The sequence below is a fragment of the Allocoleopsis sp. genome (assembly GCF_036703385.1).
Classification (GTDB): Bacteria; Cyanobacteriota; Cyanobacteriia; order Cyanobacteriales; family Coleofasciculaceae; genus Allocoleopsis.
Genome location: NZ_DATNPA010000466.1, coordinates 1 through 9,489, shown reverse-complemented (window position 1 = coordinate 9,489; position 9,489 = coordinate 1). Strand labels below are relative to the sequence as shown.

7 protein-coding genes are annotated in these 9,489 nt (G+C 46.3%); 4 read left to right on the top strand and 3 right to left on the bottom strand.

From position 1 onward, the window contains the following. Positions 1-2,942 (top strand): PAS domain S-box protein (locus tag V6C93_RS22820; RefSeq protein WP_333478969.1); only part of this gene is annotated, 2,942 nt, incomplete at its 5' end. Continuing rightward, a complete protein-coding gene (locus V6C93_RS22815; RefSeq protein WP_333478968.1) occupies positions 2,914-3,294 on the top strand; it encodes a response regulator in 381 nt (126 codons plus the stop codon). The genes V6C93_RS22820 and V6C93_RS22815, both read left to right, overlap by 29 nt. Before the next feature lie 940 nt (positions 3,295-4,234). Here V6C93_RS22815 and V6C93_RS22810 read toward each other — a convergent pair. The 3 genes from V6C93_RS22810 to V6C93_RS22800 all read right to left on the bottom strand — a co-directional run bounded on the left by V6C93_RS22810 (position 4,235) and on the right by V6C93_RS22800 (position 7,260). Beyond that, positions 4,235-5,014 (bottom strand): MBL fold metallo-hydrolase, encoded by a 780-nt coding sequence (locus V6C93_RS22810; protein ID WP_333478967.1) that lies wholly within the window; start codon positions 5,012-5,014, stop codon positions 4,235-4,237. 1,006 nt (positions 5,015-6,020) lie between these two features. Then, on the bottom strand, positions 6,021-6,437 hold the full coding sequence (locus tag V6C93_RS22805; RefSeq protein WP_333478966.1) for a pentapeptide repeat-containing protein: 417 nt from the start codon (positions 6,435-6,437) through the stop codon (positions 6,021-6,023). Between the two features lie 484 nt (positions 6,438-6,921). Then, the gene (locus V6C93_RS22800; RefSeq protein ID WP_349262807.1) at positions 6,922-7,260 is read right to left on the bottom strand and encodes a hypothetical protein; all 339 of its coding nucleotides are present in this window, start codon (positions 7,258-7,260) and stop codon (positions 6,922-6,924) included. 444 nt (positions 7,261-7,704) lie between these two features. Here V6C93_RS22800 and V6C93_RS22795 point away from each other — a divergent pair, with 444 nt between their 5' ends. Beyond that, positions 7,705-8,235, top strand: coding sequence for an HNH endonuclease (locus tag V6C93_RS22795; RefSeq protein WP_333478964.1), 531 nt, complete (start codon positions 7,705-7,707; stop codon positions 8,233-8,235). Positions 8,236-8,238: 3 nt separating this feature from the next. Next, positions 8,239-8,619 carry an alr0857 family protein gene (locus V6C93_RS22790; RefSeq protein ID WP_333478963.1) on the top strand — a complete coding sequence of 127 codons (381 nt, stop codon included), beginning with the start codon at positions 8,239-8,241 and terminating at the stop codon, positions 8,617-8,619. Positions 8,620-9,489: the final 870 nt, after the last annotated feature.

Sequence of the window (9,489 nt, the reverse complement as noted above, 5' to 3'; positions counted from 1 at the left end):
AGACCAACGAAGAATTAGAACGCCGAGTCGTTGAACGAACCGCAGAATTACAACAAGCTAATGAGCGTTTGCAACGCGAACTGTTTGAGCGGCAGCAGGTGGAGCAAGCCCTGCAAAGAGCCTATCAACACTTACAGTTCCATGTCGAAAACACCCCTTTAGCCATCATCGAGTGGAACCAGGAATATCGCCTAATCAATTGGTCAAAACAAGCCGAGAAAATTTTTGGTTGGACCAGCGAAGAAGTGATGGGTAAGCATCCTCAGGAGTGGCAGTTCATCCATGAAGAGGATAGCGAACAAGTTAAGAGAGTGATGGAGCAGTTAACAACTGGTTCTCAACCCCGTAACCTGAATGATAATCGTAACTACACAAAAGATGGCAGAGTCATTGACTGCGACTGGTACAACTCAGCTTTGTTTGATGCCTCAGGGAAACTAGTCTCGATTTTATGCCTGGTTCAGGATGTAACCGAGCGCAAACGAGCTGAAGCGGCACTGCGCCAAGCGTATGATCAGCTAGAAGTTCGGGTTCACGAACGAACACAAGAACTGTTCAGAGCTAATGAAGAGTTAAAAAGTGAAAATGCTGAGCGTAAGCGGGTAGAGGCGGAGCTTAAAACCCGTGCCAGACAGCAAGCGGCGGTTGCCGAATTGGGTCAACAGGCACTGGCAGGTGATCAACTTGATGGCCTAATTAACCAAGCCGTTGCTCTGGTTGCTCAAATCCTTGAAGTAGAATTCTGCAAGGTTTTAAAACTTCTTCCTGATGAGGATGCTGTACTCCTGCGAGCGGGTGTGGGTTGGCAAGAAGGACTGGTAGGACAAGCCAAGATAGAGCTAGGTCTTAATTCTCAAGCTGGCTATACCTTACTCTCCAGGGAGCCAGTCATCGTTGAAGACTTAAGCCAAGAAATACGGTTCAGCGGCCCCTGTTTATTGCACCAGCATGGAGTCAAGAGCGGTATGAGTGTGATTATTCCAGGCCAAAACCGTCCCTATGGGGTTTTGGGAGCACATTCAGCTCGACCTCGGAAGTTTACGAAAGATGATATTCACTTTCTGCAAGCGACCGCGAATGTGTTGGCGACAGCCATCAACCGCCAACAGGTAGAAGAAGCGTTACGCCATGCTCATGACGAGTTAGAAATCCGAGTTCAGGAACGGACGACAGACCTAGAAAAAGCCAATACAGAACTCCAGCAAAAAATCATTGAGCTACAGCAGGCACAAGAGGAACGAGCCAAACTCATCGCCATTCTCGAAGCAACTCCTGATATCGTTGCCACAGCCAGTGTTGATGAACAGTTCTACTACCTCAACAGTGCGGCTCGGAAGGTGTTTGGATTTGGGGAAAATGAGGATTTTGCGAATTTCACCCTTGCTGAGGCTCACCCAGATTGGGCTTATGAACTGATTCGTCATGAAGGCATTCCAGGAGCCATGCGTGACGGAGCCTGGGTGGGTGAAACGGCTTTTTTAAGCGAGCAAGGACTGGAAATTCCTGTCAGCCAAGTCATTATTGCCCACAAATCACCGGACGGATGTGTCAAAATGCTTTCGACGGTTGCCCGCGACATTACGCAACAAAAGAAAATTGCTGCAACTCTGTTGGAAGCTGAGCGACGTTGGCGTAGCTTACTGGAAAATGTACGTTTAGTAGTGGTCGGAGTGGATAACCAGGGGAGGGTTGAGTATGCCAATCCCTGTTTCCTAGAAATGGTCGGATACACCAAAGCCGAAGTTATCGGACAAGATTGGTTTGACACGTTCCTCCCGCAGCATCAGAGAAAGCGTCAGCAGAACAATTTCGTGGAATTTCTGGAGCAGGAATTTTACTCCCATAATCAGAACATCGTCCTCACCAAATCGGGTGAAGAACGAGTGATTGCCTGGAACACGACGCTACTCCAAGATTTGCAGGGTTATGTGACGGGTACCCTAAGCATCGGGGAAGATATTACCGAACGTCAGGTGATCGAACGGATGAAAGATGAGTTTATCTCTGTGGTGAGCCATGAACTCCGCACTCCGTTAACCTCAATTCACGGTGCCTTGAACCTGCTATCAAGTGGGCTGGTGGATACCCAGTCTGAGAAGGGGCGTCGAGTCATCGACATTGCAGCACAGAGTGCCGAACGCCTCGTACGGCTCGTCAATGATATCCTGGAGCTAGAACGCTTGGAGTCTGGCAAAATTAGCTTGCTCAAACAGACCTGTGATGCAGCTGAGCTACTGATCAAAGCCACAGAGATGATTCAGGTGATGGCAAATCGAGCTGGAGTTACTCTCTGTGTTTCTTCTAAAGCGATCGCCCAAGGGGCACCGATATTGCCGATCGCAGTCTATGCCGACCCTGACCGCATCATCCAGGTATTGACCAACTTACTGGGTAATGCTATTAAATTTTCGCCTAGAGGTTCTACCGTGTGGTTAACTGTAGAATTTCAAGAGCCAGGAGAACGGGAAAGCACCCCTATGCTTTTGAATCAAGGTGTGCGGCTATCACAGCACGCGGCTCAAACGCCAACTCTCGCCAACGGGGCAACCACACACTTCACTTCGACCCTGCTTGATCAACCCCCGCCAGGAGAGGAGAAGTCTCTGTTCATCCTTGGTAAAACCGACCCATCTCTCACCACTTTACCCCCTTACCGTCTCACCCCCACTGTATTGTTCAAGGTGCAAGATCAGGGACGTGGAATTCCTGCCGATAAGCTTGAGACTATCTTTGAACGCTTTCACCAAGTTGATGCCTCTGATTCCCGTAACAAAGGGGGCACGGGTTTAGGCTTGGCGATTTGCCGGAGTATTGTGCAGCAGCACGGTGGAAGGATTTGGGTTGAGAGTACTCTAGGTGAGGGTAGCATTTTTTACTTCACGCTGCCCGCTCGGAACACTGAGGACAGCAATAATGATAACCAAGAAAGTCTTAGTGATTGATGATGAAGATGGTATCCGAGAGATTATTCAAATCTGTCTAGAGGCAGCCGCTGGGTGGGATGTGTTAACGGCAGCGTCAGGTAGCGAAGGCTTAACCACGGCTCAAGCGGAACAGCCTGATGTAATTTTGCTAGATGTCATGATGCCTGATATGGATGGGCCTACGACTTTTCGCCAGTTGCAAGCTCATGCGGCAACCAAACACATCCCAACGATTCTACTGACCGCGAAGGCCAAGATTAGCGAACAACAGCAATTTATTGACTTGGGTGTAACTGGAGTGATTACAAAACCTTTCAAGGCACAGGATTTAGTGAACCAGATCCGGCAGATTTTGAACTGGAGCGAATGAGAGAAAAGTATGAAGTCTTAAAAATTAGAGGCTTCATACTTTATCCTTCTTCAGCCTTCTTGAACTGTTAATTTGTCTTTTGTTTCTAAGAGTATTCTCAGAGGGTGATTGGCCTTCGAGCATGGTTTCGATAATGGCTGAAACCAGAAAAAAAGCGCCAACGGCCATAAAGCTTAAAATTACTGGCATTGTTTTCGACTCCACTGTTGATACTTCAACAGTAGAAGCCTGTCGTCACTTCTAGCAATTGCCCTATGCAAGTCTCTTAATCGACTCTCTGCTTTGGATAGAGCAAGGGGCATTTTTAGGGAAAATTGAGGTCTATCAGTGGACAGTTAACCAACTGGTACAGATGAGTTTTGCTTTTGTGTTGAGTCTGGGAATACTAACGATGGACAACATAACATTTTCCAAGCCAGAGCTAGGTGGGGAACCGCTGTTAATAGTTCTGGCTTTTTCTTTGTATCGCAATTTCTATATCAGCATGTCTATAAATAGGTAGACTTCCTGGATATGGTTATGGTTGAATTAAATTAACTATTTCCTGATTTTAGCTCTCTGGTTTTAGGGAGATAGCGCTGTGAAAACTAATCTTGAAGGTTGACTGAGAAATAACCCTCTCAAATAGTAGGGGGCGTTGTGACGCACCCTACAGCATTTGGAGATTAAAGGGAGTCGGGAATTGGGAATGGGGAGTGGTTTAGGTTTCAGGCGGGGATTTTACCCCGTCTGAAACGACGGGCTTAAAAGCAGGGGCTTGTACCCTGATGTCTGGGGGATTGGAGACAGGAGAAATCGGGATAGGACTAGTTCCTCACTATTCCCGACTCCCCACGCCCTATTCCTCTTCTTCGGTCAAGATAGATTGATGATTTTAGCTTCTTCGCCGGAAGCCCTACGCTATTCCGTAAGGGCGACGCTGGGAGGATGTGATTCATCCTTAAGTGGCTAAGACTCGTGGTTTGAGTTCCAATTCAAAGCGAGTGCCCGGTTTGGGTTCCATGACTTGGGTAGACAGATTTTTTTGAGCTAGCTTCGCTCGAAATTCTTCAATACTTCCCACTGAGCGAAGCGCATAAACCAGCATTCCTGCATACTCAACTTCACCTGGGTCTGCTGAGGGCACCATCACTTGGGGTTGCAGCAACTGTGCCACCTTCAAGGCGCTTTTGGTTCCCTGGATAATCGGGCCAATCAGGGGCAGCGCTAAGTCTATGATCGGAGTAATAACGACATCGACGGGTGCTGCTTCCTTCAGCGAGGGGGAATGAAACCCATGGGGTTCGTAGTAGAGAGTTGAACCACTACTTAATTCTTTGAATAGATATCCATTTTCTACAAGAGTCGGGCCAATGGGGGAGCCTGGAGTTGCCTTGATTTCGATTTGATGCTCCAGCGTGAAGGTTTCCCCATGTTGGAGTGCTGTCACTTTGGTATAACCCAACTCCCGTACCACTTTAGCTGCATTCGGAGAGCCAACTACAGGAATTGAGCGATCAAGTTGTTTTAGAGTGGGTGGGTGTGCATGGTCTTCTAAGCCTTGTGACAACAAAATTAGGTCAATGTTGTCTGGAATCGTGCGATCGCTATGTCGTGAACCCCTAAATAGCCAGTCTAGGTTACCAAAGACTAACGAACCCACTAGCCAAGGGTCAAGCAAAATTCGTTTTCCTCCAAGTTCAATTAGCCAGGAGTTACTGTCGAGCCAAGTTAGGTACATAGTCGTTGTAAAGATGAGGACTGTCCTTATTTTAAGCAATTGTTACGCTATATTAAGTCTGGAGTCCAAAAAAAATAAACAATTGAATATAGAAATCCATCTTATTGCGGCTCTTACGTCATATTAAAGTAAAAGCATTACGATTAAAATTAGGGATTTTTTGGGCAATTTTACTCTGTATTTCTGACTTCAAAAAATTTTCAGTATTCTTTTTTAAATTACAGGATGTGAGCTATAAATCATTTTGATACTAATAAGTTAAAAAGTTTCTTACTAGGAATTATCTTATGGGGTGTTTTTCATTAATTTCCTATTCCCTACTCCCTTTGAAAACACTCGGATTAACTTGTAGACAAAATTAGCTATTTCAGGCTTTGTATCCGCTCACAACTTCCATTAGCAAGTTCACCCAATCGGGTGAACTTACAAGGTGAAGTCTGATGGATGGAATCACGCCTACGATCCAAAGGTGTAACCACTGAGTTGCCCCGCCTCTTCACTCCGGTGGGGCTTTTTTTCCGTATAAAGGCATCAGTCTCGTTGTATAGTATTTCCCGACACAGGCTGTCTTAACATTAAAGTCTCTCTTGCAGCTGATAAAAGCTAAGGTTTGGTAATGGTATTTTGGAATACAAGTGAACAAAAGAGCCAAGACTTAATGCGATCAGCTTCACTGTAGCGTTAACGCAGTGGGGTTAAGTCCAGTCAATCGCTCCCCTAGCTATAAACCTTAGAAGCAAGAGAATTTTCCCTTCTCATTTCCTGAGGTGGGCATAAGGGCGAAACGGTGGAGGATGTATCAATAAATAAGTCCTGAGATCGATGAAATCAATACCCGGGCAAGCCCCAGAGCCGTGCTGGGGCTTTTTGTTGTCGTCTCGACCATTGCAGATATTCTTATAGCTTGTCCATAAAAACTCTGTATTTTCTATTCTCAAAACATTATTTCAGAGGTGGATAATTCTCGCCCTACCAGAGAAGCGCGAAGTTGTTTTTGGACGAGTCCTTAGCGGTACAATCGCGAACAATCTCTTTTAGAGATTCTTCCTTCCGGAAGGGTGGTATTACACAAAAGAACAATAGAAAGTGTTGTTTTACTCAAAGTCGCACCACTCAAGTTCGCATCACTCAAGTCCGCATCCATGAGGTTGGCATCACTCAAGTCAGCCCCCCTGAGGTTGGCTCCACTCAAGGTAGCACCATTAAGATTAGTACGCCTTAGATCAGCACCACTGAGGTCGGTATTACTCAGACTGGCACCCTCTAGGTTGGAACCATAAAGGTTAGCTCCTCTCAGGTTACATTTCTCACACTTCTTTAGGGTTTGCAACTGCCGAATCAGCTCAGGGATTTGAGCTTGGGTGGAACTCGCCAAGACCAAAGGAACCAATACTAAAAGAGGAGTCAGAAGCGTGAGTTTCATAAACTTAGGAGTTATAAGGATTTCTGAACGCTGATTTTAATGTATTTGATAACCTTATAGCCAGTTCGCTCAGCCTTAGAAGTTTCCGTACCAGATTCTGCGGCAGAGATTCCCACTCGCTACCTCGATTTTGAACCTATCTTGAGCGCCAACTCGGTACCTGTCCTGACTTGGGAATAACAGTGGAGTTTACTAGTAGACTTGAGCGTAAGTCCACCGACTTTAGACTAAAGCCCACAACTGCCCCGTCTCCCATCGGGCAATCGTAATGGTAGTTTTACTTCCGCCAACCTATACTAGCGGAAAGTTTTACCTGCATACGGTTCCTGTGTTCAGAGCTATATCCCAGTAGAACCTTCTTTTAGCGAGAACACAAACATGACGACTAATGAGGAAATGGCAGAAGCATTCCCCCAGGGGTTTATTCTACTGATATATCAAGAAAGGGTTCGAGGGCACCCTGATAAAAGTGCCCTCAAGAGTGTTAACTGTGCGACAAACTCTCTAAACTTAAGGGAACCATATCTCCACTTGTTGTCAGCCCCAATAACATCCGCTCGTCCGGTCGAATAAACTTGCCCGTGAGTACGCAGCGTTCTTCTTGTTGAGCTATAGCTTCTATACTGGCTCGGATATCAGACTGGGAAAATTCGGGGCGATAATCACCGGATTTCTGCTGCACATAGTTCCAGAGTACGTCTCGAATCAGGGCTTGATATCCCTGATTGCCTGAGAGTTCTTTGAGTTTCTCTTTTAATTCTCTCTCTAAACGGATGCTAGTAACTTCCATGTCAGTGGTTGCTGTTCTGGTTAGTGTACGCATCATTGTTTTTTTTCCTCCAAAGATATGGACATGTTTGTAATACCAGTGTAGTATGTAAAAGTCAGCTTTCAAATCGATCTTTACCAATTCACCATTCTGTGAGCCTTCATTTATCTATTTCCACCCCATGCCCTAATGCTGCTGCCCTACGAGGTTGGCACTTAGCGGCATCGCGGGTGGATTTTTGGTATGAGGGTAGGTATAGCTCAATAGAAGAACATACAGCAGAGATTGGAAATCAATTTAATAAAGACGCCGGGAATTTCCTGGGTGTCGATAGCGAAGCGGGACGCAATAGCGTCTTTCCACAACGAGATACAAGCAGCGGGAGGTACAGGCGAAGAAGCGCCGTACCAACATAGGACAAGAAGACTGTAAACGTTTTCACCTAACCCCCGCTCCTGAATAAAAGAGGCGGGGGTTTTAACTATGAGGAGGCAAACCGTGACGATCGCAACTGAAGTGTTAAGGCAATCTGTGGTGGTGTTCTCGAAGAACTATCTGCCAGTCAGTCGAGTCAACATTAAGCGAGCGATCGCTCTCCTCGTAACGGGGAAAGCAGAACCTCTAGATTTTACGAGTGGTAAGGGTATTGCCGTGCATTCACCGAGTGTGGTGCTGTTGGTACCCGAACACATTCGTTTGACGATTACAGATAGAGAGCGGGTTTGGAGAGTGCCTCCCGTGAATCGGCGGGAAGTCTTAAGACGAGACAAGCACACCTGCCAATACTGCGGCAGTACCAAACACTTAACACTCGATCACGTAATTCCCCGGTCAAAAGGCGGAAAACACACTTGGGACAACGTAGTTATAGCTTGCGAACGGTGTAACAGCCGAAAAGGCGATCGCACTCCCCAGCAAGCGGGAATGACACTACGCACCCAGCCCAAAGCGCCAATGCACCCAACTGTTGCCTTCTCGGAGCAGTTCTGGCGTGAACAGCAAGTAAACCTGGAGAGGCAGGAGATATAGCTGATGCTGAAACTCACTTATACCGAAAACGGCTTTTACTTAGAGCGTCTGGCTCAACCCCTTGAGGAGTGGGTCACGGCACGAGTGATTCTGGCGCTGAGAGCGGGTACCCATCTTTGCGTCGAACCTAGCACGGCATCGTTTCTGCTGCCAGCAGATATGCCACAGCTGCGTCATCTGGAACGGCATGAGGAAGGAGAAGATGCGATCGCGCTTTCACTGTGCGATGCCGAATACATCGAAGTCAGCCTCAAGGGAACTTGGATGACTTCAGACGTAGATAGTGCTGAAGGCGTCTTTGTAACATCTCTGAATTACGCCGTTGAATTCTTCCTGATCAAGCTCTGGGAAGAGTCTCAAATCCGGACTAGCTGTCTGCCATAACTCGCACAGCAACCTTAATCAGCGGCCTATTAAATGGTGTGAGGTAGCATCCCCGTGCGACCTCCTCTTTCCTGCGACTGTATGAGAGGCACTCTTACAGAAGGCTAAAGGAAAAAAGTTTTCACTATATATAGCGTTTCTCAGTTGCGTGAAGTACAGAGCGAGTAACCTAACCCCCAACCCCTTCCCTACAAGGGAAGGGGAGTAAGAATCAAAGCCTCTCTCCTTGTAAGAGAGAGGTCAAAGTGTACCGCATTCAACTGAGAACCGCTATATATCGACTCTTCCTTAGCTTCTCTCGCTCAATTCTAGTAGCTGCAAGGCATTGACAACATCCAAAAAAAGTTTCTCCAAGCCCTTGACACTCTATGTAGTATAAATGTAGTATAAATGTAGTGAAGCAAAGAACGGAGCTAAAAACTCCAACTCCAAATCACAATGTTGTTACTACTGATTCGATTCCCCGGTCAACATAGACCAAATGGGGATTCAAACACAAGACCGAATCAGCCTCCTTTCCGAAAACCTGAAAGAGAGCGAGAACAACGGTCATCTGAACACATCAACCAAATACAAACCAACGTTCGCTATCACAATATCAGACAGATATATCAACTAGAACGTCGGTTCTTTCTCTAAATAATCTAAGTCATTTTACTGAACCTTGAAAACTGAATAAGAAAGCACCCATTTAATTCATCAATCTGTGCTGACAGCCATAGGCACAGATGTCTTGAAGGGAAGCGTAGCTCAACTGGTAATTAGTACAGAGTACTATCTAATCTGTACTGAACAACCGTTGATTTCCTCTTACAAAAAGAGGTCAGGGTTAACACCTGCTACGCTCCCCAAAATTAAGACGTATAAATA

What these genes read in the sequence shown, in the direction of transcription:
- V6C93_RS22805 (WP_333478966.1), bottom strand. Translation starts at nt 6,437, where the DNA reads ATGAAACTCACGCTTCTGACTCCTCTTTTAGTATTGGTTCCTTTGGTC.
- V6C93_RS22790 (WP_333478963.1), top strand. Translation starts at nt 8,239, where the DNA reads ATGCTGAAACTCACTTATACCGAAAACGGCTTTTACTTAGAGCGTCTG.
- V6C93_RS22810 (WP_333478967.1), bottom strand. Translation starts at nt 5,014, where the DNA reads ATGTACCTAACTTGGCTCGACAGTAACTCCTGGCTAATTGAACTTGGA.
- V6C93_RS22800 (WP_349262807.1), bottom strand. Translation starts at nt 7,260, where the DNA reads ATGCGTACACTAACCAGAACAGCAACCACTGACATGGAAGTTACTAGC.
- V6C93_RS22815 (WP_333478968.1), top strand. Translation starts at nt 2,914, where the DNA reads ATGATAACCAAGAAAGTCTTAGTGATTGATGATGAAGATGGTATCCGA.